This window comes from Ferrovibrio sp. GW821-FHT12D07 (assembly GCF_058807275.1).
Window position 1 is genome coordinate 1,767,878 of the sequence record NZ_JBXAQN010000001.1, and the last position, 26,998, is coordinate 1,794,875.

At 64.8% G+C, this 26,998-nt stretch carries 27 protein-coding genes; 14 read left to right on the forward strand and 13 right to left on the reverse strand.

Annotation, left to right across the window (positions count from 1 at the left end; genetic code table 11):
- The first annotated feature begins 161 nt into the window (after positions 1-161).
- Positions 162-3,338: a YhdP family protein gene (locus tag AC1RRE_RS08745; RefSeq protein ID WP_492980739.1), complete on the forward strand. Its 3,177-nt coding sequence runs from the start codon at positions 162-164 to the stop codon at positions 3,336-3,338.
- Positions 3,339-3,342: 4 nt separating this feature from the next.
- Here AC1RRE_RS08745 and tyrS read toward each other — a convergent pair whose 3' ends face one another.
- Positions 3,343-4,599, reverse strand: a complete 1,257-nt coding sequence (gene tyrS / locus AC1RRE_RS08750) for a tyrosine--tRNA ligase (protein ID WP_492980740.1) — start codon at positions 4,597-4,599, stop codon at positions 3,343-3,345.
- A gap of 96 nt (positions 4,600-4,695) precedes the next feature.
- Here tyrS and AC1RRE_RS08755 point away from each other — a divergent pair, with 96 nt between their 5' ends.
- Positions 4,696-5,820: an anhydro-N-acetylmuramic acid kinase gene (locus AC1RRE_RS08755; RefSeq protein ID WP_492980741.1), complete on the forward strand. Its 1,125-nt coding sequence runs from the start codon at positions 4,696-4,698 to the stop codon at positions 5,818-5,820.
- 42 nt (positions 5,821-5,862) lie between these two features.
- Here the strand turns inward: AC1RRE_RS08755 and AC1RRE_RS08760 are convergent, their stop codons facing one another.
- Positions 5,863-6,318: a GNAT family N-acetyltransferase gene (locus AC1RRE_RS08760; protein ID WP_492980742.1), complete on the reverse strand. Its 456-nt coding sequence runs from the start codon at positions 6,316-6,318 to the stop codon at positions 5,863-5,865.
- Between the two features lie 140 nt (positions 6,319-6,458).
- Here AC1RRE_RS08760 and AC1RRE_RS08765 point away from each other — a divergent pair, with 140 nt between their 5' ends.
- A complete protein-coding gene (locus AC1RRE_RS08765; protein ID WP_492980743.1) occupies positions 6,459-6,881 on the forward strand; it encodes a response regulator in 423 nt (140 codons plus the stop codon).
- A gap of 12 nt (positions 6,882-6,893) precedes the next feature.
- Here AC1RRE_RS08765 and AC1RRE_RS08770 read toward each other — a convergent pair whose 3' ends face one another.
- Complete coding sequence (locus tag AC1RRE_RS08770) at positions 6,894-8,315, reverse strand: hypothetical protein (protein WP_492980744.1); 1,422 nt, start codon at positions 8,313-8,315, stop codon at positions 6,894-6,896.
- Between the two features lie 227 nt (positions 8,316-8,542).
- On the opposite strand from AC1RRE_RS08770, the gene AC1RRE_RS08775 reads away from it, so the two are divergent.
- Entirely contained in the window at positions 8,543-9,325 is a 783-nt protein-coding gene (locus AC1RRE_RS08775) for a hypothetical protein (RefSeq protein ID WP_492980745.1), read from the forward strand.
- A 137-nt stretch (positions 9,326-9,462) separates the two neighbouring features.
- Here the strand turns inward: AC1RRE_RS08775 and AC1RRE_RS08780 are convergent, their stop codons facing one another.
- Positions 9,463-10,143, reverse strand: coding sequence for an alpha/beta hydrolase (locus AC1RRE_RS08780; protein WP_492980746.1), 681 nt, complete (start codon positions 10,141-10,143; stop codon positions 9,463-9,465).
- Positions 10,144-10,289: 146 nt separating this feature from the next.
- Here AC1RRE_RS08780 and AC1RRE_RS08785 point away from each other — a divergent pair, with 146 nt between their 5' ends.
- From AC1RRE_RS08785 to AC1RRE_RS08795, 3 genes are all read left to right on the forward strand, one after another.
- The gene (locus tag AC1RRE_RS08785) at positions 10,290-11,420 is read left to right on the forward strand and encodes a cysteine desulfurase family protein (RefSeq protein WP_492980747.1); all 1,131 of its coding nucleotides are present in this window, start codon (positions 10,290-10,292) and stop codon (positions 11,418-11,420) included.
- 162 nt (positions 11,421-11,582) lie between these two features.
- Positions 11,583-11,909: a ferredoxin family 2Fe-2S iron-sulfur cluster binding protein gene (locus AC1RRE_RS08790; protein ID WP_492980748.1), complete on the forward strand. Its 327-nt coding sequence runs from the start codon at positions 11,583-11,585 to the stop codon at positions 11,907-11,909.
- 21 nt (positions 11,910-11,930) lie between these two features.
- Positions 11,931-12,683, forward strand: a complete 753-nt coding sequence (locus AC1RRE_RS08795; RefSeq protein ID WP_492980749.1) for a sulfite exporter TauE/SafE family protein — start codon at positions 11,931-11,933, stop codon at positions 12,681-12,683.
- Here AC1RRE_RS08795 and AC1RRE_RS08800 read toward each other — a convergent pair whose 3' ends face one another.
- Positions 12,684-13,388, reverse strand: coding sequence for a GntR family transcriptional regulator (locus AC1RRE_RS08800; protein WP_492980750.1), 705 nt, complete (start codon positions 13,386-13,388; stop codon positions 12,684-12,686).
- A gap of 88 nt (positions 13,389-13,476) precedes the next feature.
- Here AC1RRE_RS08800 and AC1RRE_RS08805 point away from each other — a divergent pair, with 88 nt between their 5' ends.
- From AC1RRE_RS08805 to AC1RRE_RS08830, 6 genes are all read left to right on the forward strand, one after another.
- Positions 13,477-14,445: a Bug family tripartite tricarboxylate transporter substrate binding protein gene (locus AC1RRE_RS08805; protein WP_492980751.1), complete on the forward strand. Its 969-nt coding sequence runs from the start codon at positions 13,477-13,479 to the stop codon at positions 14,443-14,445.
- A 66-nt stretch (positions 14,446-14,511) separates the two neighbouring features.
- The gene (gene araD, locus AC1RRE_RS08810; RefSeq protein ID WP_492980752.1) at positions 14,512-16,251 is read left to right on the forward strand and encodes an L-arabinonate dehydratase; all 1,740 of its coding nucleotides are present in this window, start codon (positions 14,512-14,514) and stop codon (positions 16,249-16,251) included.
- Complete coding sequence (locus AC1RRE_RS08815) at positions 16,251-17,186, forward strand: SMP-30/gluconolactonase/LRE family protein (RefSeq protein ID WP_492980753.1); 936 nt, start codon at positions 16,251-16,253, stop codon at positions 17,184-17,186. The genes araD and AC1RRE_RS08815 overlap by 1 nt, the downstream gene beginning before the upstream one ends.
- 61 nt (positions 17,187-17,247) lie before the next feature.
- The gene (locus AC1RRE_RS08820) at positions 17,248-18,282 is read left to right on the forward strand and encodes an SMP-30/gluconolactonase/LRE family protein (RefSeq protein ID WP_492980754.1); all 1,035 of its coding nucleotides are present in this window, start codon (positions 17,248-17,250) and stop codon (positions 18,280-18,282) included.
- Between the two features lie 72 nt (positions 18,283-18,354).
- The gene (locus AC1RRE_RS08825) at positions 18,355-19,068 is read left to right on the forward strand and encodes a ribonuclease activity regulator RraA (RefSeq protein WP_492981345.1); all 714 of its coding nucleotides are present in this window, start codon (positions 18,355-18,357) and stop codon (positions 19,066-19,068) included.
- Positions 19,069-19,303: 235 nt separating this feature from the next.
- Entirely contained in the window at positions 19,304-20,134 is an 831-nt protein-coding gene (locus AC1RRE_RS08830) for a ferredoxin--NADP reductase (protein ID WP_492980755.1), read from the forward strand.
- Between the two features lie 6 nt (positions 20,135-20,140).
- Here the strand turns inward: AC1RRE_RS08830 and crcB are convergent, their stop codons facing one another.
- Positions 20,141-20,533 carry a fluoride efflux transporter CrcB gene (crcB, locus tag AC1RRE_RS08835; protein WP_492980756.1) on the reverse strand — a complete coding sequence of 131 codons (393 nt, stop codon included), beginning with the start codon at positions 20,531-20,533 and terminating at the stop codon, positions 20,141-20,143.
- A gap of 82 nt (positions 20,534-20,615) precedes the next feature.
- On the opposite strand from crcB, the gene AC1RRE_RS08840 reads away from it, so the two are divergent.
- A complete protein-coding gene (locus AC1RRE_RS08840) occupies positions 20,616-21,002 on the forward strand; it encodes a TfoX/Sxy family protein (RefSeq protein ID WP_492980757.1) in 387 nt (128 codons plus the stop codon).
- On the opposite strand, the gene paaI is transcribed toward AC1RRE_RS08840, so the two are convergent.
- From paaI to AC1RRE_RS08875, 7 genes are all read right to left on the reverse strand, one after another.
- Positions 20,999-21,439, reverse strand: a complete 441-nt coding sequence (gene paaI / locus AC1RRE_RS08845) for a hydroxyphenylacetyl-CoA thioesterase PaaI (protein ID WP_492980758.1) — start codon at positions 21,437-21,439, stop codon at positions 20,999-21,001. The two genes, AC1RRE_RS08840 and paaI, sit on opposite strands and share 4 nt — an antisense overlap.
- Positions 21,436-22,227 carry an enoyl-CoA hydratase-related protein gene (locus AC1RRE_RS08850; protein ID WP_492980759.1) on the reverse strand — a complete coding sequence of 264 codons (792 nt, stop codon included), beginning with the start codon at positions 22,225-22,227 and terminating at the stop codon, positions 21,436-21,438. The genes paaI and AC1RRE_RS08850 overlap by 4 nt, the downstream gene beginning before the upstream one ends.
- 40 nt (positions 22,228-22,267) lie before the next feature.
- Complete coding sequence (locus AC1RRE_RS08855) at positions 22,268-23,329, reverse strand: diguanylate cyclase (protein ID WP_492980760.1); 1,062 nt, start codon at positions 23,327-23,329, stop codon at positions 22,268-22,270.
- 108 nt (positions 23,330-23,437) lie between these two features.
- Positions 23,438-24,148, reverse strand: coding sequence for an ABC transporter ATP-binding protein (locus AC1RRE_RS08860; RefSeq protein ID WP_492980761.1), 711 nt, complete (start codon positions 24,146-24,148; stop codon positions 23,438-23,440).
- Positions 24,148-24,906, reverse strand: a complete 759-nt coding sequence (locus AC1RRE_RS08865) for an ABC transporter ATP-binding protein (RefSeq protein ID WP_492980762.1) — start codon at positions 24,904-24,906, stop codon at positions 24,148-24,150. The genes AC1RRE_RS08860 and AC1RRE_RS08865 overlap by 1 nt, the downstream gene beginning before the upstream one ends.
- Positions 24,903-26,045, reverse strand: coding sequence for a branched-chain amino acid ABC transporter permease (locus tag AC1RRE_RS08870; protein ID WP_492980763.1), 1,143 nt, complete (start codon positions 26,043-26,045; stop codon positions 24,903-24,905). Before AC1RRE_RS08870 ends, AC1RRE_RS08865 begins: the two co-directional genes overlap by 4 nt.
- A 13-nt stretch (positions 26,046-26,058) precedes the next feature.
- Complete coding sequence (locus tag AC1RRE_RS08875; protein ID WP_492980764.1) at positions 26,059-26,976, reverse strand: branched-chain amino acid ABC transporter permease; 918 nt, start codon at positions 26,974-26,976, stop codon at positions 26,059-26,061.
- Positions 26,977-26,998: the final 22 nt, after the last annotated feature.

Genomic DNA, 26,998 nt, shown 5'->3' on the forward strand with positions numbered 1-26,998 from the left:
AAGTGGCGTCGAAGTTCGGCTAAACTTCGGTCAGGGTCAAGCCCGAGGCCAGACCCCGGGCCGGCTGGCATATGCCGCGATGGTCCGGCCATGATGCAAACAAGACTGACCCGATAAGAATGGCGAGGGCGTAACAGGTGGTTCTGCGGTGGAGTCGGTTGGTGGTGCGCACGGTCGCCGCGACAGTGGTGACGGTCTGCATCCTGCTCGGCCTGCTGGCCTGGCGCGTCGCGCAGGGACCGATCTCGCTCGGATATCTGGCTCCCTATATCAGCGAGGCGCTGGCCCTGCCGCAACTGGGCGTCCGCGCCGAGGTCGGCGATGTGGTGCTGGCCTGGTCCGAACAGGATGAAGGCATCCGGCTGCGTGTGATCGACGCGCAGTATCGCGGCGAAGACGATCGCGTCGGCCTCATCATTCCCCATATCGACATGATGCTCAGTGGCCGCGCCGCGCTGCGCGGCGTGCTCGCCCCGCGCTTCATTCATGCCAGCGGCATCGAGGCGCGGCTGGTGCGCGACGCCGATGGCCGCTTCAGGTTCGGCCTGCCGCAGGCGGCGACCGCAGCCACCGATGCGCCGGCGCCCGAAACGCCGGTAGCCGAACCCGAACAGCTGGATGGCAACCTGGCGCAGCGCATGTTCGCCGGCGTGTTCGAACTGCTGTCGCGGCCCGTCGATCCCAATGACTCGATGGGGCAGCTCGAGAATGTCTCCATTCTTGCTGACCGGCTGGTGATCGAGGACTGGAGCCTGAACCAGCGCTGGATCGTGCCGGCGGCGCGCATCACCTTCCAGCGCGGCGAGGGCCATGTCTTCGCCTCTGCCAGTGGCCGGCTCGATTGGCGCGACCGCCATGTCGATCTCAATCTCGACGCCGATTACAACGCGGCCGAAAAGCTGGCGCGCGTCACCGTGCGCTTCAGCGATATCGAGCCGTCCGATTTCGCCGATGTGGTGCCCGATCTGAAGCCGCTGTCCTATGTGGCCGCGCCGATCAGCGGCGATCTCACGCTGGAAGTGAATGAAAGCGGCGAGCGTCTGGGCCTTTATTTCAATCTCACCGCGGGCACCGGACAGATCGTCGCGCCCGAACTGTTCCCCGCGCCGCTGTCCCTGAGTGCCGCGCAATTCCGTGGCCATGCCGATGGCGCCAAGGGCATCTTCGCGCTGGATGCCGCCAGCATCAGCTTCACGGATAACCTGCGCCTGTCATTTGACGGCACGGTGACGCGCGGCGGTGACGAGCGCTACGGCCTCGATCTCAAGGGGCAGTTCTTCGCGCTGCCGGTCGATCGGCTGCCCGCCTACTGGCCGCCGGAGATGGCGAAGAATGCGCGCGACTGGGTGACCACGCGGATCAAGGGCGGCCAGGTTGCCACCGGCCGCTTCGAGGCGAAGCTGACGCCCGAGATGGTGGCGGGCGAGCAGCGCCTGCCTGCGGATGCCGTGAAGCTGGATTTCGTCTTTGACGGCCTGGACGTGAACTACCTGCCGCCGATGACGCATATCACCGAAGCCAAGGGCCTGGCGACGCTCAATGCCGATGTCTTCGATCTCACGCTCGAGAGCGCCAAGGTCGGTCCGGTGCTGGTCGGGCAGGGCAACGCAAAGATCACCGGCCTGCAGGATATCGACCAGCATGCCGATATTGCATCGACGGCGCGCGGCAAGACCGCCGATATCCTCACGCTGATCGACCAGAAGCCGCTCGGCTTCCCCTCGCGCATGGGCATCAAGCCGGCCACCGTGGGCGGCACCGGCGAAGTGAAGTTCCGCATCCGCTTCCCGCTGTTCAACAACCTGAAAGTGGAAGACATCGCGGTGAATGCCGATGCGGCGATGACCGGCCTGACCATGACCGGGCTGATGCAGCGCTACGATCTGGCCGATGGCGAGATGACCATGAAGGTCGACGCCAAGGGCCTGGAGGCCAATGGCAAGGCGGCGCTGAACGGCGTGCCGCTGCAGATCGGCTGGAAGCAGGATTTCAGCAGCCGCGCCGCCATCCAGGCGCGCTACAGCCTGAAAGGCACCATCGACGAGCCGCAGCGCAAGGCGCTGGGCTATCCGCTGGCGCCCTATATCGACGGGCCTGCCGATGCGGTGATGGATATCGAGGAACGTCGCGGCGGTGAAGTGGCGATCGGCGGCGAGTTCGATCTGACCCAGGCCACGATTGCGATTGCCGATGCGCATATGCGCAAGGAACCGGGTGTTGAATCGAAAGGCAAGGTGCAGATTCGCACCAAGGACAAGCAGCCGGTGCAGTTCGACCTGATCGAGGTGAACGGGCCGTCATTGACGGCGCGCGCCAAGGCCGTGCTGAACACGGGTGGCGGCTGGGGCGCCGAGGTGCAGAAGCTGCAATATGGCGAGAGCGACGCCACCGGCAATATTGCCTTCGCCGCCAATGGCGATGCACGCATTGAGCTGACCGGCAAACGTTTCGACCTGCGGCCCTTTGTCGAAGATGCGATGAATGACGGCACGCCGCCCGGCACGGTGAAGCCGCGCATGGCGCTGGCGCTGCGGTTTGATGAAGCCCGCATCGACAATGATCTGGAGATGCGCAACCTGTCGATTGCCGTGCAGCGCGCACCGACCCGCATTGACACGCTCAGCCTCACCGGCGGTTTCGCCACCACCGGCGGCATGACGTTCGCCATCGCGCCGGCGCTGAACGGCCGCCGCCTCACGCTGGATGCCGACAATGCCGGCGCGGTGCTACATTTCCTCGGTATCACGGATATGCAGGGCGGGACTCTCCAGGTCCGCGCAGCCTATGACGACACGCAGACGAGCCAGCCGCTCAGCGGCCGCATGACCATGAAGAACGTGCGTGCCGTGCGCACGCCCTTCCTGGCGCGGCTGCTCGGCATCGGCTCCTTCGCGGGTCTGGCCTCGCTACTGTCGGGCGAGGGCATCCTGTTCGAGACCGGCGAGGTGCCTTTCGAGCAGAAGGACCGCGTGCTCACCATCAAGCCGTCGCGCCTGAGCGGGCCGCAGCTCGGGATCACGCTGGAAGGCACGGTCAATCACAAGAACAACAGCGTCAGCATCAATGGCACGGCGGTGCCGGCCTTCATCCTGAATACGCTGCTGGGCAAGATTCCGCTGCTGGGCGATATCTTCGTCGGCGACGGCATCATCGGCGTCAACTTCGCCGTCTCGGGCGCCAAGAGCGACCCGCAGTTCACCATCAATCCGCTGTCGGTGATCGCGCCGGGCTTCCTGCGCCGCATCTTCCAGGCGCCGGAAGTAAGCGCGCCGCCCGTTGAGGGCAGCGAGCCGCTGCCGGCACCCGTGCCGGAACAGCGCGACCGTCAGACGCCGTAAGGCGTCAGGCCGCCTCGATCAGCACATGCTGCTTCTTGCCGAAGCTGAGGCGCAGCTGGCCGTCGGCGCTTAAGTCCGCCGATGAAATCTTCTGGTTCTCGTCGGTGACGGCTACGTCGTTCAGTTTGATCGCATTGCCGCGGATATGACGGCGTGCCTCGCCGCCACTCTTGGCGAAACCGGCTTCCTGCACCAGCGCGAAGGCGGCGATGCCGTCGTTCAGCCGGTCGCGCGCGATCTTCAGCACCGGCAGGTCGCCGCCGAAGCTGCCCTGCTCGAAGGCCTTCTTCGCGGTATCGGCAGCGGCCTCGGCCGCCTCGCGGCCACGGCACAGCGCGGTGGCCTCGGTGGCGAGAATCTTCTTGGCCTCGTTCAGCTCGGCGCCCTGCAGGGCTTCCAGCTTGGCGATCTCGTCCAGCGGCAGGTCGGTGACCAGCTTGAGGAAGCGGCCGACATCGGCATCCTCGCAATTGCGCCAGTACTGCCAGTAGTCGTAATGCGACAGCATGTCCTCGTTGAGCCAGACCGCGCCGCTCGCCGTCTTGCCCATCTTCTGGCCGCTGGCGGTGGTGAGCAGCGGGCAGGTGAGGCCGTACAGGCTCATGTCCTGGGCGCGGCGGCCGAGTTCGACGCCGTTGACGATGTTGCCCCACTGGTCCGAGCCGCCCATCTGCAGATTGCAGTTGTAGCGCCGGCCGAGTTCGACGAAGTCGTAGGCCTGCAGGATCATGTAGTTGAATTCGAGGAAGCTGAGCGGCTGCTCGCGGTCGAGCCGCAGCTTCACGCTGTCGAAGCTGAGCATGCGGTTGACCGAGAAGTGGCGGCCGTAGTCGCGCAGGAAATCGATATACTGCAGCTTGTCGAGCCAGTCGGCGTTGTTGGCCATGATCGCATCCGACGGCCCGTCGCCGAAGGTGACGAAGCGGCTGAACGCCGTCTTGATGCTGTCCATGTTGGCCTGGATGCCCTCGGCCGTCAGCAGCTTGCGCGCTTCGTCCTTGCCCGAGGGATCGCCCACCTTGGTGGTGCCGCCGCCCATCAGGACGATCGGCTTGTGGCCGGCCTGCTGCAGCCGGCGCAGCATCATGATCGAGAGCAGGTGGCCGACATGCAGGCTGGGGCCGGTGCAGTCATAGCCGACATAGCAGGTGATGCCCTGCGGCTTCATGGCCAGGGCGTCCAGGCCGGCGAGGTCGGTGCACTGGTGCACATAGCCGCGCTGGGTCATGGTCTGCAGGAAGGCGGAGTGCAACGCGGTCATCAGGCTGGCTCGTGTCGGACGTGTTGGTCGTTGTTGGTCGGTGTTGGCCGATGTATCATACAGCCGCCACCTCGCCTAGCTTCCGAGCGCCCCGCCTTGCCCCCGAAACCCGCCAAATCCCCTGCTGACGCCGCCTGGATCATCGGTCTGATGAGCGGCACCTCCATGGATGGCGTGGATGCGGCCCTGCTGCGTACCGATGGCGAGACCATTACCGAATTCGGCCCGGCGCTCACCGTGCCCTACCCGCAGGCGGTGCGCGAGGCCATCCGCGCCGTGCTGGGCGTGCCGGCCGCGACGGCCGGCCAGATTCCGGTGGTCAGCCGGGTGGTCACCATCGCCCATGAGGCCGCCGTCGCGGCGCTGCTGCAAATGGCCGGGCTTAAAGCCGCCGATGTCGCCTGGCTCGGCTTCCACGGCCAGACCATCCTGCACGCGCCCGACGCGCCGCATCGCCGCACCTGGCAGACCGGCGATGGCGCGCTGCTGGCCAAGCTCACCGGCATCGACACGGTCAGCGACTTCCGCGCCCAGGATGTGGCGATGGGCGGGCAGGGCGCGCCGCTGGTGCCATTGTATCATCTGGCGCTGGCCCGATATGCGCAACTGCCCACGCCGCTGCTGATCCTCAATCTCGGCGGCGTCGCCAATGTCACCTATGTCGGTGGCCCGGCAGATGCCGACCTGCTCGCTTTCGATACCGGTCCGGCCAATGCGCTGATCGATGACTGGATGCTGCAGCAGGCTGGCAAGCCGCATGATGATGGCGGCGCGACGGCGGCGCAGGGCAAGGTCAATGCCGATGCGCTGGCCAGACTGATGGCGCATCCCTATTTCGCGGCGCCGCCGCCCAAGTCGCTTGATCGCAATGCCTTCGGCCTCGATGCCGTGAAGGGGCTGTCGCTGGCCGATGGCGCGGCGACGCTCACCGCCTTCACGGCGGCCAGCGTGGCGCGGGGCCTGAGCCATCTGCCGCAACGACCGCTGCGCTGCCTGGTCTGCGGCGGCGGACGCTACAACGCAACGCTGATGACCATGCTGACCCAGCATCTCAACATGCCGGTGGAAAGCGTCGAGGCGGTGGACTGGCGCGGCGACAGCCTGGAGGCGGAGGCCTTCGCCTTCCTCGCCGCGCGCGCCGCGCGCGGTCTGCCGCTCAGCCTGCCCGGCACGACGGGCGTGCGATCCGCCGTCAGCGGCGGTCGCCTGCACCGGGCTTAGACTCACTGGGCTTAGACTCACGGGGTTTAAGACTCACCGGGCCTAGGCCAGCGCCTTCACCATCTCATAGGTGGCGCCGCTGGCCTGCGGGCGATAGCCGATGCGGCGATAGCCCAGCAGTTCATAGAAATCGACGGCGGTGAGTGATGCCGAAAGCCCGATTTCGCGCGCACCGCGCCGGCGCGCATAACGTTCGACATGATCGACCAGCGCTGTCCCGAGGCCGAGCCGCTGGCATTCCGGCGCCACGAACAATGCCCAGAGCCGCCGCTCGCCATAGCCCACGGTGCCCAGAATCGTGCCGTCGGTTTCAGCGACGAACACGTCATGCTGCCGGATGCGCTGCAACACGCGCTCGGGAGAAAAATCGGCGAAGACGCGATTGATCTCGGCCACCGAATAATCGGCGGCATTGCTGACGCGCAGCGTGCGCTGGACCAGGGCACTGACGACGTCGGCATCGAGCTGGGTGGCGTGGCGGATTGAAATCGAAAGCATGACGGTTTGAAAGATGCGAAGCCCGGAACCTGCATCGGCATGATGCATATTACTCTGTAGACGTGCTAGCGCGACGAAGCGTCACGGCGCGATCACAGCGGTGCCCCTTGAGCACCATATTTGGCCCCAATCTGGGGTAAATGACAGAAAAACATGAAACCCCGACTATCGACTCACCCGCTTCCACCCGTCCCCTCATCCTTGTTGTCGAAGACGATGACGCCGTGCGTGAAGTGATCGCCGATGAATTGCGCGATGGCGACTATCGCGTGGCAGAGGCCGGCGAGGCGCAGGGCGCGCTCGCCATCACCGATGCGCCTGCCTTGATGGTCTGCGATATCGGCCTGCCCGGCGGCATGCGCGGCACCGAGCTCGCAAGGCTGGCGCGCGAGCGCTGGCCCGATCTGAAAATCCTGTTCATCACCGGCTATGGCGATCTGGGGCGTGGCCCCATTGCGCTGGACGCAGGCATGGCGCTGATGACCAAGCCGTTTTCCACCGTGGCCCTTGTCGCGCAGGTCCGTTTCCTGCTGGGCGAGAACGGACCTGCGGTAGGCTGGTAAATACGCAGCCGGTCAGGCCACCGCGGCCGGCGCCGCCGTTGCGCGCGGCGGAATGTGATCGGCGCGCAGCGCCTGGCGATGGCCGGGCGTGGCGATCATCGGCGCAACCGCATCGCCGACCAGGAAGCTGAAGCCCGCCGCCGTGCCGATCTGGATGTCTTCCGGCCGCGACACATTCCACAGCACGGATTCCATCTTGTACCAGGCGACGCGCTTGGCGAAGTTGGCCAGCGCCACGGCGCGTGCCGTCGGGTCGCCGATATTGGTGGGCAGCGAGGTCGCCATCACCTGGCAGCCGGTGCCGGAATACAGATCGACCAGGCGCGGATCGGCATCGATCTCCAGCACGCGGCTGGCACTGAAGCGCTGGATGTAATTGATCGCATCGGCGACGCGGCTGGCCGGCGTGCCGTGCGGGATGTTGGTGATCGTCATGCTGATATAGCGGAACAGGCCGGCCGGCAGATCGGCAAAGCGGCTGAGATAGATGTTGCGCGTGCGCGCCTGTGCCAGCGTGGCAAACGATACCGGTACGCTGATGAAGCCCTGATGGCCGCCGGTCACCATGCGGTGCAGGCCCAGCAGCGCCGTGGTGAGGCGATAGCGGTCAAGCAGGAATTCCAGCTCCTGCGGATCTTCCAGCATCGGATCGCTTGAATCCGCCAGCCGGCCGGTCGGGATATGCGTCAGCGTCACCGTGTAGAAGGAGAACGACCGGCGCTTGGTGCTGAAGTTGGGATAGAAGGCAGCCTGGCATTCCTTCAGGAAGGACGCGCTGGTCTTTTTCTGGAACAGGCTGGTCAGCGACTGGTCCAGATCGGTCAGATCGGGGCCGGCGCCCATCAGCGGCGCGGGCCGCTGCTCATCATCGTGATCACCGCCGCTCAGCGGCTCGTCGCCGAACAGCAGGATGTTGTCGCCGGAGTCATGGGCGGTCGGGGTGCAGCCGCCGGCCTTGATGTGATTGACCAGTTCCTGCAGGGAGTCGACCTTGCTGGTGACGAACTCGCGGTCGACTTCCGCCACGGCGGACGCGATATGGATGTCGCAGCCGGGGATTTCACCCAGGATCAGGCGCTGGGCTTCCTCGGCGATCACGGCGGCCCGGGTCTTGGCCTGCGCATTGGTGAGGCTGGTGAACAGCACCAGGTATTCGTCGCTGTCGAGGCGGAACTGCGCGTCGCCCACATCGAGGCGCTTGCGGATCACGCCCTCGACGATGTGGTGGATGGTTTCGCGCCGCTGCGGCCATTCATCGCCCAGCGCTTCACGGATCGCCTGCAGGCCGATCATCTGCAGATTGCCTGCCTGCAGCCGTGCCGGCAGGCGCGAGGCATTGGCCTGCACCCGGGCGGTGGTCTGCGACAGGGGCTTGTGCTCAGGGGCGGCGTCGCCGCCGAACAGAAAGCTTTTCAGGTTTTGCAGGGCGCTCATTGTCTTTTCCTCCGTTGCCCCCAGCCTGAACCTGTTCTGAAAATTCGGGAGTGCAGATTCGGTAATGTTTGCAAAGGCTTACAAAACCTTACAAAGCGTGGGTTGGTTTTTGTCCGGATTATCCGGATGGCGGAAAACCGGGTTTTTCCAAAATAGTGTTCTTTTTTTGTTCCATTTTCTCCAGGGCTCTGGTAACATGATTTACCTCTGACCAAGAGGAGGCCGACATGACCGGCATGATCGAAGCGGCACCGGAGGCCGCAGTTTTATCCGCGCGCGCGGTGCAAACACGTCGCCGCATCGACTGGAAAAAGGGCGCAGAGCTTCTGGTGGGCGGGCATACGCCCGAGGCCGTCGCCGCCGTGCTTGATATCAGCGAGGCGCGGCTCTGGACCCATCTGCATCACAGCCTGCGCTTCGCGACGCACATACAGCGCGCGATGGATCGCAAGCGGCTGCTCACCCGGATTCAATATCCATCCCTTCAGGCCGCGACCATGCAGCATGCATTGCAGGACGTATCCAATGGCAACGCCTTGCAGTGGCTGAAAGACCAGGCGGCCGATGATGCCAGCGAAAAGCCGGTGCAGCAGTTGCGCGCCACCGCCGGCCGTTATCCTAGTCAGGCCCTGCGCAAACGCATCGCCGCCGAAAAGGTGCAGATGGATGCGCAGGTCGCCGAGAGCAGAGCGGCACTGGCGCGGATGAACGCCGCACGCGCCGCGCATGTGGCGGCGGAGCCCGCGCTAGTGCCGGATAAGGGTGAAATAACGTCGGATAAGGTGCCGATAACGACGAATAAGGTCGGAATAAGCACGGATAAGGAGGCAATGGCGCCGGATAAGCCGCAGATGGGGGCTGCCGCAGGCCCCGTCATGCCGCGACGCGGCCACGGACCGCCGCGGATCAGCCCCACGATTGTCGATCTCACCGATATGGATGGAAATCCGCTGCCTGAAGAGGGGCGGGGGCCGCATATGCCTAGACCGTCACCCCGGGCCCAGTCTTAAGAAGGTGGATAGTGAAAACGCCTCTCGTCGTCCCCGCGAAAGCGGGGACCCAGTATTTCATGCTCAGGCTGTTGCCCTGGATTCCCGCTTTCGCGGGAATGACGAGGAAAGGGCTGTCTTCAGCTCGCCGCCAGCCTTCAGCTTGCAGTTTGCGCGCCCTTGCCGGCGCGGGCCGAGGTGGGCAGGAAGGAGGTCTTCACATACTTGTCGGCAGCTGCCGTCAGTTCGTCCAGCTTGCCTTCAAAGAAATGATCGGCGCCGGCGACCTTCTTGTAGTCGATCTTGATGCCCTTCTGCAGGGCGAGACGCTGCGCCAGTTTGGAGACCTCATTCTCCGACACGATCTTGTCTTCGGTGCCCTGGATGATCAGGCCCGACGAGGGGCAGGGCGCGAGGAAGCCGAAGTCGAACATGCCGGCCGGCGGCGCCACCGAGATGAAGCCGTCGATTTCGGGGCGGCGCATCAGGAGCTGCATCGAGATCCAGGCGCCGAACGAGAAGCCGGCGATCCACACGGCCGAGGCATTGGCGTTGAAGCTCTGCAGCCAGTCGAGCGCCGAGGCGGCATCCGAGAGTTCGCCGATGCCCTGGTCGAAGCTGCCCTGGCTGCGGCCGACGCCGCGGAAGTTGAAACGCAGGACCGAGAAGCCACGCTTGGCGAAGACATGGAACAGATTGTAGGTCACCTTGTTATTCATCGTTCCGCCGTACAGCGGATGCGGATGAAGGATCAGGGCGATCGGGGCATTGGCTTCCGGCCCGGGGTGATAACGGCCTTCCAGCCGTCCGTCGGGACCAGGAAAAATGATATCAGGCATCGCGGTACGTCACTTTCGCCGCTTTCTGGGCTGGCTACGCCGGTGCTAGGGGGAGCGGCGCTGGATAATCGGTTGATCGGGCCATAGGGTCCGTACTTGGGTTTTACCATACTCGGCAGAGCGAAATTCAAGCTTAAAAGCAGGAAATGAACTCCACTTACCTTGACTATAACGCAACGTCACCGCTGCGGCCGGAGGCCCGGGCGGCGCTGCTGGCCGCGCTGGAGGCGCCCGGCAACCCGTCTTCCGTGCACCGTTTCGGCCGTGCAGCGCGGGGAATCGCCGATACGGCACGCGCCCAGGTGGCCGCGCTGGTCAAAGCAACGCCCAAACGCGTGGTCTTCACCGGCGGCGGCACCGAGGCCAACAACCTGGCGTTCCGGCTGGCCGTGGAGAAGGCAGGCGTGAAAAGCGTCATCGTCGCCGGCATCGAGCACGACTCGGTGCTGCGACCCGCTCGCGAACTGGGCCTCCCGGGACGCGAACTGCCGGTCGAGGCCGATGGCGTGCTGGGGCAGGAGGCGCTGCTGGCGGCGCTCACCGACATGCCGAAGCCGGCGCTGGTCTGCCTGATGCTGGCCAACAACGAGACCGGGGCGATCCAGCCGGTGCAGGCGGCCACGCAGATCGTCCATGAGCATGGCGGCCTGCTGCTCTGCGACGCCATCCAGGCGGCCGGCAAGATCGAGGTCGACCTGGGCAGGCTCGGCTGCGACTTCCTCACGCTGTCCGGTCACAAGCTCGGCGGCCCGACCGGGGTCGGCGCCCTGGTGCTGCGCGACGACTGGGCCCCGGCCCCGATGATCCGGGGCGGCGGGCAGGAGCAGGGGATGCGGGGCGGCACCGAGAACCTGGGCGGCATCGCCGGCTTTGGGGCCGCCGCCGTGGCCGCGCTGCATGGCCTGCTCGAGATGCATACCATCGCCCGCCAGCGCGACCGGCTCGAGGCCGCCCTGCGGGAAGCCTGCCCCGAGGCCCCGGTCCATGGGGCCGAGGCCCGGCTCGGCCGGCTGCCCAATACGCTCTGCATCGGCATGCCGGGAGTCCCCGCCGAGACCCAGGTCATGGCCTTCGACCTCGACGGTCTGGCGGTCTCGGCCGGCTCGGCCTGCTCGTCGGGCAAGGTCACTCCCAGCCATGTCCTGACCGCCATGGGGCTGCCGGAACAGGTGGCGCGCGAGGCCGTTCGCTTCAGTCTGGGCTGGGCCACCACGGCGGCGGATATCGACCGGGCGATCAAGGTCTGGACCGGGCTGCAGAGTCGCAAGCGGAAGTAATTCAGAAGATTATGAAGTGATTTTATCTATATGATTATAAATGATATTACGATTTAACTTGAAGCGCTTTGGTTCAAAAGGGCGCTCCGTAAAATCCCGGCCCCGTGAGTGGACGCTGTGCACCGCAGACGATATATCCGGGCGGCCTTTCAGGAGTAGTTGATGCCCAAGATGACCTTCATCCAGCCCGACGGCAAACGCCTCGAGGTCGAGGCCCCGCTGGGGCTCTCCGTGCTGGAAATTGCCCATAAGCATGGTGTGGATATCGAGGGTGCCTGCGAGGGATCGCTGGCCTGCTCGACCTGTCATGTGGTCATCGACCCCGACTGGTACGGCAAGCTGCCGGGCGCCAAGCCCGACGAGGAAGACATGCTCGACCTCGCCTTCGGCCTGACCAAGACCTCGCGGCTCGGCTGCCAGCTGATCATGTCCGAGGCGCTCGACGGCCTGGTGGTCAGCCTGCCGACCGCTACCCGGAACATGATGTAACCCAGACGTCGGGTATCCCCCTTGGACCTCTATCTCATCGTGGCGCTCGGCGCCGCGCTCGCCGGTTTCGTCCAGGGGCTCTCGGGCTTCGCCTTCGCGCTGGTCGCCATGTCGCTCTGGGCCTGGGTGCTCGACCCCCAGCTCGCCTCGGCGCTCGCCGTCTGTGGCGGCCTCAGCGGTCAGGTCCTGTCGGCCGTCACCGTCCGCCGGGGCTTCGACTGGCGCCTGCTGCTGCCCTTCGTCGCTGGCGGCCTCGCCGGCATTCCCATCGGCACCGGCCTGCTGCCGCTGCTCGACATCCAGGTCTTCAAGATCGTGCTCGGCAGCCTGCTGGTGGTGGTCTGCCCGCTGATGCTGCTGGCGCCGCAACTGCCCCGGATCACCATCGCCAACCCGCTGGTAGCCCGCATCGCCGATGGCGCGGTGGGCGTGATCGGCGGCACGCTGGGCGGCATCGGCGGCTTTTCCGGCGTGGTGCCGACCCTGTGGTGCACCTTGCGCGGCATGCCCAAGGACAGCCAGCGCAGCGTGATCCAGAACTTCAATCTGGCCCTGCTGACCGTGGTGATGCTCACCTATGTCGCCAAGGGCATCGTCACCTGGGCCACCGTGCCGCTGCTGCTGGTGGTGATCCCGGCGATGCTGGTGCCGTCGCTGCTGGGGGCGAAGCTCTATATCGGCATCAGCGAAGCCACCTTCCGGCGCATCGTGCTGGGCCTGCTGATCGTCTCGGGGCTCGCCATGCTGGCCTCGGCGCTGCCCAAGGTGCTGTGATCAGTCCCTGAAATAGGTCGGGTATTTGGCGCGGAGATCTGCGCTGCCGCTCAGCGAGCGCGACAGGTGGTGGCGCAACGCCGCGCGCGCATGCTCGGGGTCGCCGGACTCGATGGCGTCCACGATGGCGGTGTGATCCGCCACGATCTGGCGCGGCCGGCCGGCAATCGGCAGGTAGAGCCGGCGCAGGCGGTCGATATGGCCGCTTTGCCGCCGCACCAGCGTGTAGAGGTTGGGTACGTCTGCCGCCTCGTAGAGCTGGCGATGGAAGGCCTGGTCGGCATCGTTGAAGGCCGAGAAGTCGCCGCCATCGGCCAGCGACAGCTGCAGCGCCAGCGTGCGGCGCAACGCCGCGATCAGGTGCGGATCGGGCTGCTGCGCCAGCTGCTGCACGGCCTCGGTCTCGATCGAGCGGCGCAGGAAATGCGCCTGGCGCGTCAGTTTCAGGTCGATGGGGCTGACGCGGGTGGCATGCTGGGGGAAGATTTCCACCAGTTCCTCCTCCGCCAGCTTCATCAGCGCATCGCGGATCGGGGTCGAACTCAGGCCGAACTGCAGCTGCAGCTCCTGCCGCGACAGCACTGTGCCGGGGATCAGCTCCAGCGCGATGATCTTTTCCCGCAGATACTCGAAAACCTGGGGCGCGGCCTGGCGCGAACGGTCGCGGACGGGGGTGAGGGCGAGGGTGCTCACGGTGACGGTCATGGGGCGTCTATAGCAGGTTTCGCTGGTTGACGCACTAATGCATTAGTGGTTTGCTCCGACTCATAAAGAAGACAAACGGAGGAAACCAATGACCCTGAAATCCCTGATGGGGGCGGCTGCCGTCGCCCTGACCATCGTTGGCGCGGCGCAGGCCCAGCAATACCCCGAGCGCAACGTCACCATGATCGTGCCTTTCCCGGCGGGCGGCTCGTCCGACATCGCCGGCCGCAACCTGGCCTCCAAGCTGACCGAAAGCCTGGGCAAGACGGTGGTCGTTGATAACCGCGCCGGCGCCAACGGTTCGCTGGGCGCCACGCTGCTCAAGCAGGCCGCGCCCGATGGCTACACCATCCTGGTCGGCTCGATCGGCGTCTTCGGCATCAACCCGGCGCTGTTCAAGGATCTGAAATACGATCCGCTGAAGGACTTCGACCTGCTCACCGTCGCGGTCCGCACCCCGAACGTGCTGGTCGCCAACCCGAACATCCCAGCCAGCAACGTGGCTGAGCTGATCGCCCATATGAAGAAAAACCCGGGCAAGGTGTCGTTCGCCTCGTCGGGCACCGGTTCGTCGGATCACCTGACCGCGGCGCTGTTCATGCAGAAGATCGGCGTGGAAGGCGTGCACGTGCCGTACAAGGGCGGCGGGCCGGCCATCACCGACCTGATCGGCGGCCATGCCGACGTGTCCTTCCAGAATCTCGGCGCCATCGCCAACCATGTGCGCGGCGGCAAGCTGAAGGCGCTGGCCGTCACCGCCGACAAGCGCAATGCGGCGCTGCCGGACGTGCCGACCATGGCTGAGGCCGGCGTGAAGGATGTGGAGGTCTATTCCTGGCAGGCAGCTGCCGCGCCCAAGGGTCTGCCCCCGGCCATCCGCGCGCGTCTGGAGAAGGACATGATCGCCGGGCTTAACGCTCCCGACATGAAGGCAAAGTTCAACGACATCGGCTTCGACGTCGTCGCCAACACCGGCAAGGAGTTCGAGACCTTCCTGGCGGCCGAGATCGCCCGCTGGAAGACCGTCATCGAGGTCGGCAAGATCACGCCGGAATAAAAACAAGGCAGTCCCCGGGGCGGACATCATGTCCGCCCCATTTCTTTTTTCCCGACGAGTTAGATCATGGCCAGCAAGAAGAAGACCCCAGACCAGCTCCGTTCCGCCCGCTGGTTCGCACCGGACGACCTGCGCAGCTTCGGGCATCGCTCGCGCATCATGCAGATGGGTTATGCCTCGGTCGAATGGACCGGCAAGCCGCTGATCGCCATCGTCAACACCTGGTCCGACATCAATCCTTGTCATTCGCATTTCAAGCATCGCGTCGAAGACGTGAAGCGCGGCGTGCTGCAGGCCGGCGGCCTGCCGATCGAACTGCCGGCGATCTCCGTCTCTGAAAGTTTCGTCAAGCCGACCACGATGCTCTATCGCAACATGCTGGCGATGGAGACAGAAGAACTGATCCGCAGCCATCCGGTCGATGGCGTTGTGCTGATGGGCGGCTGCGACAAATCCACGCCCGGTCTTCTCATGGGCGCGACCAGTGCCGGCCTGCCGATGATCTACCTGCCGGCTGGCCCGATGCTGCGCGGCAACTGGAAGGGCAAGATCCTGGGCTCGGGCTCGGATGCCTGGAAATTCTGGGACGAGCGCCGCGCCGGCAATATCTCGAACCAGGAATGGAACGACATCGAGGCCGGCATCGCGCGCTCTTACGGCACCTGCATGACCATGGGCACGGCTGCCACCATGATGGCGATCACCGAGGCCATCGGCATGACGCTGCCGGGCGCATCCTCCATTCCCGCAGCCGACGCCAACCACATCCGCATGAGCAGCGATTGTGGCCGCCGCATCGTCGAGATGGTCTGGGAAGACCTGGTGCCGACGGTGATCCAGACCCGCAAGGCCTACGAGAATGCCATCGCCGTCGCCATGGCGATGGGCTGCTCGACCAACGCCATCATCCATCTGATCGGCATGGCGCGCCGCGCCGGCCAGGATATCGGCCTCGATGATTTCGAAAAGGCGAGCCGCAAGGTGCCGGTGATCGCCAATATCCGACCCTCGGGCGAAGAATACCTGATGGAGGACTTCTTCTATGCCGGCGGCCTGCCGGCCCTGATGACCCGCATCAGGCCGCATCTGCATCTGGATGCCGTCACCGTCACCGGCAAGACGCTGGCCGAGAATATCCAGCATGCCGAAGTGTATCATGACGATGTGATCCGCACGGTGGAGAATCCAATCTACGCCGAAGGCGCGCTGGCGGTGCTGAAGGGCAACCTCGCGCCCGATGGCTGCGTGATCAAGCCCAGCGCCTGCGACCCGCGTTTCCTCAAGCATTCCGGCCCGGCACTGGTGTTCGACGATTATCCGTCGATGAAGAAGGCGGTGGATGACGAGAACCTGGACGTCACCGCCGATCACGTGCTGATCCTGCGCAATGCCGGACCGCTCGGCGGACCGGGCATGCCGGAATGGGGCATGCTGCCGATCCCGAAGAAGCTGGTGAAGCAGGGCGTGCGTGACATGGTGCGCCTGTCGGATGCGCGCATGAGCGGCACCAGCTATGGCGCCTGCATCCTGCATGTGGCGCCGGAATCCTATATCGGCGGGCCGCTGGCGCTGGTGAAGAACGGCGACATCATTTCGCTCGATGTCGACAAGCGCACCATCACGCTGGATGTGCCCGAGGCCGAACTGGCCAAGCGCAAGGCGGCCTGGAAGCAGCCCGAGGTGCGCTACGAGCGCGGCTATGGCTGGATGTTCAGCAAGCATATCAAGCAGGCCGACCAGGGCTGCGACTTCGATTTCCTTGAGACCGGCTTCGGTGCGCCGGTCCGCGAACCGGACATCTTCTGATGTGGACTCCCGCAACGCGTTATCCCGACCCGGCCGTGCAGGTGCTGGACCAGAGCTTCGCCAAGTATCGCCTTGCCATGGCGGCGGTCGAGCGTATCGCTACCGGCTATCGCTGGTGCGAAGGCCCGGTCTGGTTCGGCGAGCATCGCGCCCTCATCTGGAGCGACATTCCGAACAACCAGATGCTGCGCTGGGATGAACAGTCCGGCGCGGTCAGCGTCTTCCGCAAGCCGTCGAACAACGCCAACGGCAACACGCGCGACCGGCAGGGGCGGCTGATCACCTGCGAACACCTGACCCGCCGCGTCACCCGCACGGAGTATGACGGCAGCATCACCGTGCTGGCCGACAGCTTCGAGGGCAAGCCGCTGAACTCACCCAATGATGCGGTGGTGAAGTCGGATGGCTCGATCTGGTTCACCGATCCGCCGTTCGGCATCGGCGGCAATTACGAAGGCCGCCGCGCCAAACCGGAAGTGGGGCAGAATGTCTATCGCCTCGCCCCGGAGACGAAAGAGCTGACCGTCGTCGCCGACGACGTGCTGGGGCCGAATGGCCTGGCGTTCTCACCCGACGAGAGCAGGCTCTATATTGTGGAATCGCGCGCCGCGCCCAACCGCCTGATCCGCGCCTATGACGTGAAGGGCAAGGGCATCACCAACGGCAAGGTGCTGATCGATTGCGGCAAGGGCACTTCTGACGGTTTCCGCGTCGATGTCGACGGCAATCTGTGGTGCGGCTGGGGTATGGGCGACGACGCGCTGGATGGCGTGATGGTCTTCAACCCTGATGGCCGCGCCATCGGGCGGATCGCGCTGCCCGAGCGCTGCGCCAACCTCTGCTTCGGTGGCGAGCATCGCAATCGCCTGTTCATGGCCTCCAGCCAGTCGGTCTATGCGCTCTACACCGATGCGCAGGGTGCGACCCTCTCTTGATTGATTTTCAGTGCGTGAAGTCAACACCGGCAGCATAGCGGGGGAAAACGGGAGAGGACCGATGAAGAGCAGTGACATGAAGACAAGCCGGCGAACATTCGTCACCGGCGGCGCGGCGGCGCTGGCCACCGCAACCATGGCATCCAAGGCCTTTGCGCAATGGGTGCCCACCGCACGCTATCCCGATCCGGCCGTGCAGGTGCTGGACCAGAGCTTCGGCAAATACCGGCTGGGCCTTGCTGCCGTCGAGCGCATCGCCACCGGCTTCCGCTGGTGCGAGGGCCCGGTCTGGTTCGGCGATGGCCGTTACCTGCTGTGGAGCGACATCCCCAACAACCGCATCATGCGTTGGGACGAGCAGACTGGTGCGGTCTCGCCCTATCGCAGCCCGGCCAATTATCCGAACGGCAATACGCGCGACCGCCAGGGCCGGCTGATCACCTGCGAAAACATGAACCGTCGCATCACACGCACGGAATATGATGGCCGCATCACCACGCTGGTCGACAAGTATGAAGGCAAGCCGCTGAACTCGCCCAACGACGTGGTGGTGAAATCCGACAACACGATCTGGTTCACCGATCCCTCGTTCGGCATCGGCGGCAATTACGAAGGCCGCAAGGCCAATGCCGAACTGCCGACCAACGTCTACCGCTACGACCCGGCGACCAAGAAGCTGACCGTGGTGATCGATGATATCAAGTTCCCCAATGGCCTGTGCTTCTCGCCCGACGAGAGCAAGCTTTACGTCATCGACGTGCGCAGCAATCCGACCCGCACGATCAAGTCCTATGACGTGGGTGCCGGCGGCAAGCTGTCGAACATGAAGGCGCTGATCGACTGCGGCAAGGGCACGGCCGACGGCATGCGCTGCGATGTCGACGGCAATCTATGGGTCGGCTGGGGCATGGGCAGCGACGATCTGGATGGCGTGATGATCTTCAATCCGGACGGCAAGGCCATCGGGCGCATCGCGCTGCCCGAACGCTGCGCCAACCTCTGCTTCGGCGGCGAGATGCGTAACCGCCTGTTCATGGCGTCGAGCCAGTCGATTTATGCGCTGTATGTCGACACGCAAGGGGCGGTCGGCGGCTGAGTTCAAATCCGGGGCTGCGACCTGGTATGGCCGTAGCCCCATCTATCTTTCTGAAAGGACGTTATCGTGAGCATGCTGAAACCTGAAACCCGCGACAAGCTGAAGACCGTCAGCACCGCCACGCTGGCGACGGCGCTGTACAAGCGCGGCCTGCGCAACCAGTTCATCCAGGATGTGAAGCCGCTCAATCCGTCGCTGCCCACCATGGTGGGCGAGGCTTTCACCTTGCGCTACATGCCGGCGCGCGAGGATCGCAATCCGATCGCGGTGTTCCAGAACCCCGAGCATCCGCAGCGCAAGGCGGTGGAAATCTGCCCACCCGGCGCGGTGCTGGTGATGGACAGCCGCAAGGATGCGCGGGCGGCTTCGGCCGGCTCGATCCTGATCTCGCGGCTGATGGTGCGCGGTGTGGCCGGCGTGGTGACCGATGGCGGTTTCCGCGATGCCGCCGAGATCGCGCAGCTCAAGATTCCCGCCTTCCACAGCCGGCCGTCGGCGCCGACGAACCTCACGCTGCATGAAGCCATCGAGATCAACGGCCCGATCGGCTGCGGCGATGCAGCCGTGTTTCCGGGCGATGTGGTTGTCGGCGATGGCGACGGTGTGATGGTGATTCCGGCAGAGATCGCCGACGAGATCGCGACCGAGGCGGTCGAGATGACGGCGTTTGAGGATTTCGTCACCGAGCAGGTGCTGGGCGGCCGTTCGATCAAGGGGCTTTACCCGGCCACCGATCCGCAGACTAAGGTGGATTTCGAGGCCTGGCGGAAACAGAAGGGGCGGTAAACGCCGCATTTGAAGACGCGAAAGGCGCCGTGCCCTGGGTCGGCGCCTTTCTTCGGGGTCATAATCACATACATAAAATGTTTATATGGACTAAACCTTGATTTCGAGTGGGGAATGCGAAATATCGGCTACCCGGGTGGCCAGAATCATATTATATGTACACATATGATTAAGGCCGTGAGTTCCGGTCAGCCCCGCTGTATTTCGTGCTGTCCCTGATATCGAGCCAAGCCCAATGACCAATTCCGCCGCCGCCGTTGCCGCTTCCGCGTCCCATCCGCTGCTCAAGCCGGGTGGCAACCTGCGCGAGGAGGAAGTGACCTTCGTCCATCACTGGACCGACAGCCTCTTCACCTTCCGCACCACGCGCGATCCGAGCTTCCGCTTCATCAATGGCCAGTTCGCCATGATCGGGCTGATCGTGAACGACAAGCCGCTGCTGCGTGCCTATTCGATGGCGAGCGCCAATTACGAAGAGCATCTGGAATTCTTCTCGATCAAGGTGCAGGACGGCCCGCTGACCTCGAAGCTTCAGCACCTGAAGGTCGGCGACAAGATTATCGTCGGCCGCAAGGCCACCGGCACGCTGCTGCAGGACAACCTGCATCCGGGCAAGACGCTGTACCTGCTTGGCACCGGCACCGGCCTCGCGCCCTTCATGTCGATCATCAAGGATCACGAAGCCTATGAGCGCTACGAGCGCGTCGTGCTGGTGCATGGCGTGCGCACCGTGGGCGAGTTGGCTTATCAGGATTACATCACGCACGAGCTGCCGGAGAATGAGTTCTTCGGCGAGGATGTGAAGAAGAAGCTGCTCTACTATCCGACCGTGACGCGCGAGGATTTCCGCAACAAGGGCCGCATCACCGACCTGATCCGCAGCGGCAAGCTGTTCAGCGATCTAGGCCTACCGCCGCTGAACATCGAGGCCGACCGCCTGATGCTTTGCGGCAGCCCGCAGATGCTGACCGAGATGCGCGAGATGCTGGACGGCCTGCAGTGGCAGGAAGGCAGCACCACCGGTGCCGGTCACTATGTGATCGAGAAGGCGTTTGTAGAGCAGTAAGGTCGGTTAGTTCTTTCCGACCATCTGCATCAGCGCCAGCCCCGCCCAGGTGGCGATCAGGCAGGCCAGCACCGACAGCGCCACATGGCCGCCGGCCCGCAGCAGCAGGCCGTCGCGCAGCAGGTTGAGCGTCTGCAGGCTGAAGCTCGAAAATGTGGTGAAGCCGCCGCAGATGCCGACGATCAGGAACAGCCGGGTATTGTCGCTGATGCTCCAGCGGACGCTGTCCATGGCGAAGGCGGCGAAGACGCCGATGGCGAACGAGCCGGCGATATTCACCAGCACCGTGCCCCAGGGAAAATTGACGTTGTTGAGGCGGCTGTCGATGGCCCCGGCCATCCAGTAGCGGGCGATGCTGCCCAGGGCGCCGCCGGCGGCGATATAGAGATATCCAGTCATGGTGTTGCGACCCTAGGGATTTTTGCCGCAGGCGTCAAAGTGCTCTTGGCCGGAACCGGCGGTTTGGCTAGTCTGCCGCCCCATGAGCGCGAGTCCCGAATTCATCGAGTTCGTCCAGGAACTGTTCGCCCCGCTGGGCGGCATTGCCGTGCGCCGCATGTTCGGCGGCGCGGGGGTCTATTCCCGGGGCGTCATGTTCGCCCTGGTGCATGACGACACCATCCATCTGAAGGCCGATGCCGAAAGCCAGAAGGCCTTTCTGGCGCATGACTGCGGGCCGTTCGTCTATCAGGCCGGCAACAGCAAGCCGATGCAGATGAGCTACTGGAAGATGCCGGCCGATCTGATCGACGATGCCGAGCAGGCGGTGGAATGGGGCCGGACCGCCCTGGAGGTCGCGCGTGCGGCCAAGGCCGCTGTGCCGCCGCCGTCGCGCCGCGTGTCGACTGCAGCGCGCTGGCGCCGTTAAGCCGTCAGCCCCGGAATAATCTCGCCACCCACCTCGCGCGCCAGGCCGCGGAACAGCGCCACCGCGCTGCCGGTCTCGTCCCGCACGGTCATGTCATAGATGCTGCTGCGACCTGCCGATTCACGCAGTTCGGCGGTTGCGGTCAGCACGGCGCCGACCGCGACAGGCTTGAGATAGGTGATGTCGCACTGTTGCGCCACGGCATTGCGATTGAAGGAATTGCAGGCATAGCCAAAGGCGCTGTCCGCCAGTGTGAAGATGATGCCGCCATGACAGGTGCCGTGGCTGTTCACCATGTCGGGCTGCACGGTCATGCGCAGCACGCAGTGGCCAGGGCCCACGGCGATCAGCTGCACGCCGAGTTTGCGGCCAGCCAGATCGCGGTCCACGACCATGCTGCCGATGGCCTCGGCGACCTGCTGCGGCGTCTTGCTCATTTTCCGGTGAACTTCGCTGCGCGCTTCTGCAGGAAGGCCATCACGCCCTCGATGAAGTCGCGGGTGCGGCCCGCCACCACCTGCGCCTCGCGCTCGGCTTCCAGCTGCGCATCCAGGCCGTTGCTCCAGGACTGGCGCACCAGCTTGCGAATCTGGGCCAGGCCGATGGTCGGGCCGGCCGCGAATTTCTTCGCCACCTTGCCGGCTTCCTCCATCAGCGCGCTGTCATCCACGCATTTCCAGATCAGGCCCCATTCGGCGGCGGTTTCGGCCGGCAGCGGCTGGCCCAGCATGGTGAGGCCGAGCGCGCGCGCGGTGCCGGCGAGGCGCGGCAGGAAGTATGTGCTGCCGGCATCGGGCACCAGGCCGATATTGGCGAAGGCCTGCAGGAAGGTGGCCGACTTCGCCGCGATCACGATGTCGCCGGTCAGCGCCAGGCTCATGCCGGCGCCGGCGGCAGGACCGTTGATCGCGGTGACCACCGGCATGCGATAGGCGGCGAGCTTGCGGATCACCGGGTGATAGTTGGTGTGCAGTGCCTTGCCCAGATCGGGCGGGCCGCCATCCTGCATCAGGTCGCCGCTGGCGAGATCCGCGCCGGAGCAGAAGCCGCGGCCGGCGCCGGTGAGCAGCAGGCAGCGCATGCTGTCATCGGCCTCGATCTCGCTGAGCGCGGCCAGCAGTTCGACCATCAGTTCGTTGCTCATGGCGTTGAGCCGCTCGGGGCGGTTCAGCGTCACAGTGGCGACGCCGTCGGACTTGTCGACGATCAGGGTATTCCAAGCCATGCGTTTCTCTCCCGTTATGGGACGAACGCTAGCCGATTTATCAGGAGCGGAGAACCGTCTCGCTCAGGGTCGACGCGCCTTCCGCTGCGGCAACCACGCGGTTGCGACCGTCGTTCTTGGCACCGTAGAGCGCGGCATCGGCGCGCTGCACAAAGCTGCTGAGCGCCTCGCCCAGACGGTATTCGGCCACGCCGGCGGAAATGGTGATGCGGCCCAGCTCCTCGCCCGAGGTGCGCTTCACCAGCTTGCGGGTGGCGATCAGCGCGCGGATATTGTCGCCCAGCTTCATGGCCTGGTCGGCGCGGGTGCGCGGCAGCAGCAGCGCGAATTCCTCGCCGCCATAGCGCGCCGCCAGATCCTGGCCCTTCACGTTGTCGCTGAGCGTGCGGGCGACCAGCTGCAGCACGGTATCGCCGGTCTGGTGGCCGTGGCGATCGTTGAACAGCTTGAAATGGTCGATGTCGAGCAGCATCAGGCTGAGCGGCTCGTGGCTTTCCTGCGCCGCCTTGGAGAACAGCGTCAGCGTCTGCTCGAAATTCTTGCGGTTGGCCAGACCTGTGAGGCTGTCCGACAGCGCCTCGCGGCGGGCCTGCTCGAAATGCTCGCGCAGCTGCTGCACTTCGGCCGTGGTCTCGGCCAGGCGGTCTTCCAGCGATTGGTTGATCTCCTGCATGCTGCGGGTTTCCTGCAGCATGGCGCCGACCAGCGAGCCGAAGGCCGGCGCATTGCCGTGCTCATCCAGCTTGTCGGAGAAATCCTCCAGCTTCTCGCCGTAGGAGCGCGTGTCCTCGCCGGCCGAACCGATATAGCTGCGCAGCTCGTCCATCGCGTGCTGCAGCTTCTCGGTGGTGTCGCGCGAGGCCCGCAGCATGCGCGCCGGATTGAGGAATTCCTCATAGAGCTGCAGCGTGGTGTCGGGTGTAAACGGCTTGCTGGAGGCGAGCAGGGCGTCGATGGCGCGGCTCAGCGCCGGGTCGCGGCCGGCGTGGTATTCATACCAGATGGTGAAATTGATCGGCGTCGGCGGGATCGAAAACCGCGTCATGCTGGCTACCGCCGCGTGGGCGAGTTCCGCTGCATGATGCAGGTCGTCGTGATACATGCCGGGCTCCCTGCGCGGGCCGATATCCCCCGATCCCGGCCTGCCGCGCAGCGCCTATCTTGCGGCGGCGGACGGGCGCTTGTCCATCCGGCCGAAGATGAAAATAAGTCAGATGCCGAGATAACGGTGCTGGATATCCGGGGCGGCCTGCAGGGCGGCGGAGTCACCCTCCCAGACCACGCGACCTTTCTCGATCACGTAATGCCGGTTGGCCAGCTTGGTCAGCGCGCCGACATTCTTATCCACAACCAGAATAGACTGTCCGGTCTGTTTCAGCCGCTCCAGGCATTGCCAGATTTCCAATCTAATCAAGGGGGCAAGGCCTTCGGTGGCCTCGTCCAGGATCAACAGGTGCGGGTTGGTCATCAGCGCGCGGCCGACAGCCAGCATCTGCTGCTCGCCGCCCGATAGCTGGTTGCCCATGTTATTCACCCGCTCGGCGAGGCGGGGGAACAGCTCCACCACGCGGTCATAGGTCCAGGGCTGCGCGGCGTTATTGCGATTGGCGGCAGTAGCGATCAGATTTTCTTTCACCGACAGGTTGGGGAAAATCTGGCGGCCCTCGGGCACCAGGCCGACGCCGATCTTGGCGACCCGGTAGGAGGGCAGGCCGCGGATGTCGTCATTGCGGAAGCGGATGCGGCCCTTGGCGGCCGGCGTCATGCCCATGATCGAGCGGATCGTGGTGCTCTTGCCCATGCCGTTGCGGCCCATGAGGGTGACGACCTCGCCCGCCTTGATGCTCAGGCTCATGCCGAACAGCACCTGGCTGCGGCCATAGAAGGTGTCGATGTTGTCGACGGTCAGCAGGTCGGTCATCACAGGGCCTCCGCTTCGTCGCCGAGATAGGCCTGGCGCACCTGTTCGTTGCGGCGGATGTCGTCGGGTGTGCCGGTGGCGATGCCATGGCCGTAGACCAGCACGGTGATGCGGTCGGCCAGCGCGAATACGGCATCCATGTCATGCTCGATCAGCAGGATGGTCACGCTGCCCTTGATCTTGCGCAGCATGGTGACCATGCGGGCGGAGTCTTCAGGCCCCATGCCGGCCATCGGCTCATCCAGCAGCAGCAGCTTGGGCTTGGTCGCCAGCGCCATCGCGATTTCCAGCTGGCGATGTTCGCCATGGCTGAGCACGCTGGCGGTGATATCGGCGCGATGACCAAGGCCGACCTGTTCCAGCGCCGCCATGGCCGGCTCGCGCAGCGACTTGTCGGTGCGGGCGTTGGTCCAGAAGCGGAAGGAATGGCCGTCATGGGCCTGCACGGCGAAGGCCACGTTGTCGAGCGCCGTGAAGTTCGGGAAGATCGAGGTGATCTGGAATGACCGCGCGATGCCGATCTGCGACCGCAGATGCACCGGCATGGTGGTGATGTCGCGGCCCATGAAATGGATGGTGCCGGCATCGGGGCGCAGTTCGCCGATCAGCTGGCCGATCATGGTGGTCTTGCCGGCGCCGTTGGGGCCGATCACGGCATGAATTTCACCGGCGCGCAGGTCGAGCGACAGATTGTCGGTCGCGACCAGGCCACCGAAGCGTTTCACCAGGCCTGAGACCTTCAGCACGGGCTCAGTCATGACTGACCTCCGGTGCGGTGATGCTCCAGGCCGCGTTTCTCCCACCAGATAGACAGCGCCAATACGCCCAGTGCGCCGGCGAAGATCAGTGCCGGCACCAGCCAGTTGCGTTCGTAGACCAGATGGATGCCGTAGACGATGTAGAAGAGGCCAAGGCCGGCCATCAGCTTGCCGGTGTGGCCGCGCAGGATGGCGCCATCGATGCCACCGCGCGCGAAGATCACCACCAGCACTAGCAGCGGGCCGAAGACGATCTTCCAGAATTCGGTCCAGCTGGAGAGGATTTCTTCTAGCAGCAGGAAGGCGACGGTGCCGAACAGCGGGCCGAACAGGCTGCCCATGCCGCCCAGCACCACCATGACGATCAGGTCGCCCGAGCGGCTCCAGTGCATCATGGCGGGGCTGATGAAGCTGGTGAAGATGGCGGTCAGCACGCCGGCCAGACCGCAGACCATGCCGGCAATCACGAAAGCTGTGAGGCGGTAGCGGTGCACGGGGAAACCGATCGTGGCCATGCGGCGGTCATTCGACTTGGCGCCCTGCAGCACCATGCCGAAGCGCGAGTTCACCGCGCGGTGGCAAAGATAGATCGTGACGACCAGCAGCACCCAGCAGAGGTAATAGAAGCTGGGCTTGTGGCCGAGGTCGATCAGGCCGCCGAAGTCTGACTTCTTCATGATGTTGAGGCCGTCGTCGCCGCCATAGGCAAACGCGCCGTTGCCGATGTAGTAGACCAGCTGGGCCAGCGCTAGCGTGATCATGATGAAGAAGATGCCTTTGGTGCGCAGCGACAGCAGGCCGATGATGACGGCGACCACGCCGCTGATCAGGATGGCCAGCGGCCACTGAATCCAGGCCGCATGGATGCCGTGGAAGCTGAGGATGCCGACGGTATAGCCGCCGATGCCGATATAGGCGGCGTGGCCGAAGCTGACCATGCCGCCATAGCCCAGGATCAGGTTCAGGCTGACGGCGGCAATCGCCATGATGACGATGCGGGTGAACAGCGTGAGCAGGAAGGGATCGGAGAAGACGGCGGCATAGACCGGCACCAGGCCGAGCAGCGCCAGCAGGATCAGGCCGACCAGCGTGGTGAAATTGCGCGGCAGGGGAACGGGGAGAGCGGACGGGACGGACACGGACAGACTCTCCTCAGCGGCCGGGTGCGGGGAACAGACCCGCCGGACGCAGCACCAATACTGCGGACATCAGAATGTAGATCAGCATCGACGACACCGCGGTTGCGAGCGTGCCGGCCTCGGACGGATTGAGGAAGGCGCTGAGCATGACCGGCAGGAAGGCGCGGCCCATGGTGTCGATGATGCCGATGGCGACGGCGGCGATGAAGGCGCCGCGGATCGAACCGATGCCGCCGATCACGATCACGACCAGCGCCAGGATCAGAATGTTGTCACCCATGCCAATCTGCACGGTGGTGACGGGGCCCGCCATCAGGCCGGCGAGCGCGGCGAGCGCCGAGCCCAGACCGAAGACCAGGGTGAACAGCAGCTTCACGTCGACGCCGAGCGCACCGACCATGTCGCGGTTCGACGCGCCGGCGCGGATCAGCATGCCCAGCCGCGTCTTCTGCACCAACAGATAGAGGAAGCCGGCGCAAAGCAGCCCGACCACGATGATCAGGAAGCGATAGGACGGATAGGGCAGACCGGGAAGCACCTCGATCTGGCCGCTGAGCCAGAGCGGCAGGTCGATGGTCATGCCGCCGACGCCGAACATCAGGCGCGCGAGTTCATTGAAGAACAGGATCAGGCCGAAAGTGGCCAGCACCTGATCGAGATGGTCGCGGGTATAGAGCGTGCGCAGCGCGATGACTTCGACAAGGATGCCGAGCAGCGCGCCGGCCGGCAGCGCCAGCAGCGCGCCGAGGAAGAAGTTGCCGGTCCATTGCGTGAAGACGGCGGCGAAGTAGGCACCCATCATGTAGAGCGAACCATGCGCCAGGTTCACCAGGTCCATGATGCCGAAGACCAGCGTCAAGCCGGCGGCCAACAGGAACAGCAGCAGGCCGATCTGCAGTCCGTTCAGAAATTGCTCGAAGATCAGCAGCATGGCGTGGGGCGCACTCGTCGTG